This is a genomic window from Pseudoalteromonas sp. SIMBA_162 (assembly GCF_046535955.1).
Classification (GTDB): Bacteria; Pseudomonadota; Gammaproteobacteria; order Enterobacterales; family Alteromonadaceae; genus Pseudoalteromonas; species Pseudoalteromonas marina.
In genome coordinates this window covers 1-265 of sequence record NZ_JAWJBQ010000546.1, presented here as the reverse complement: position 1 = coordinate 265, position 265 = coordinate 1, and the positions used below count along the sequence as shown (strand labels likewise).

The following is a 265-nucleotide window of genomic DNA, read 5'->3' as shown; positions in this document are numbered from 1 at the left end:
CATGTTTCATTTCAATCGCTACAGAAATAGATAGTGGGTCAATACCAACAAAGACCACATTTTCACCAATTTTAACATTATGCAAATTTGTAAATGTTTGGGCTGCACCAACAGTAACGACTCCTACCTTTTGCCATCCTGGTAGGGGTAATGCTTTTTCGATTGCGCCAGTTGCAAGTAAGATCGCTTTTGCTTCAATCTCTTTTATGGTTTCATTCGAAATAAATACTTTCTTTTCTTCAATTTTCCATACAGTTGTTCCAAC

The 265-nt window shown here is 36.6% G+C and carries 1 pseudogene; it reads right to left on the bottom strand.

The features are described from left to right. A pseudogene (locus tag R0J88_RS20865) lies at window positions 1-265 on the bottom strand (hypothetical protein); the annotation flags it as partial.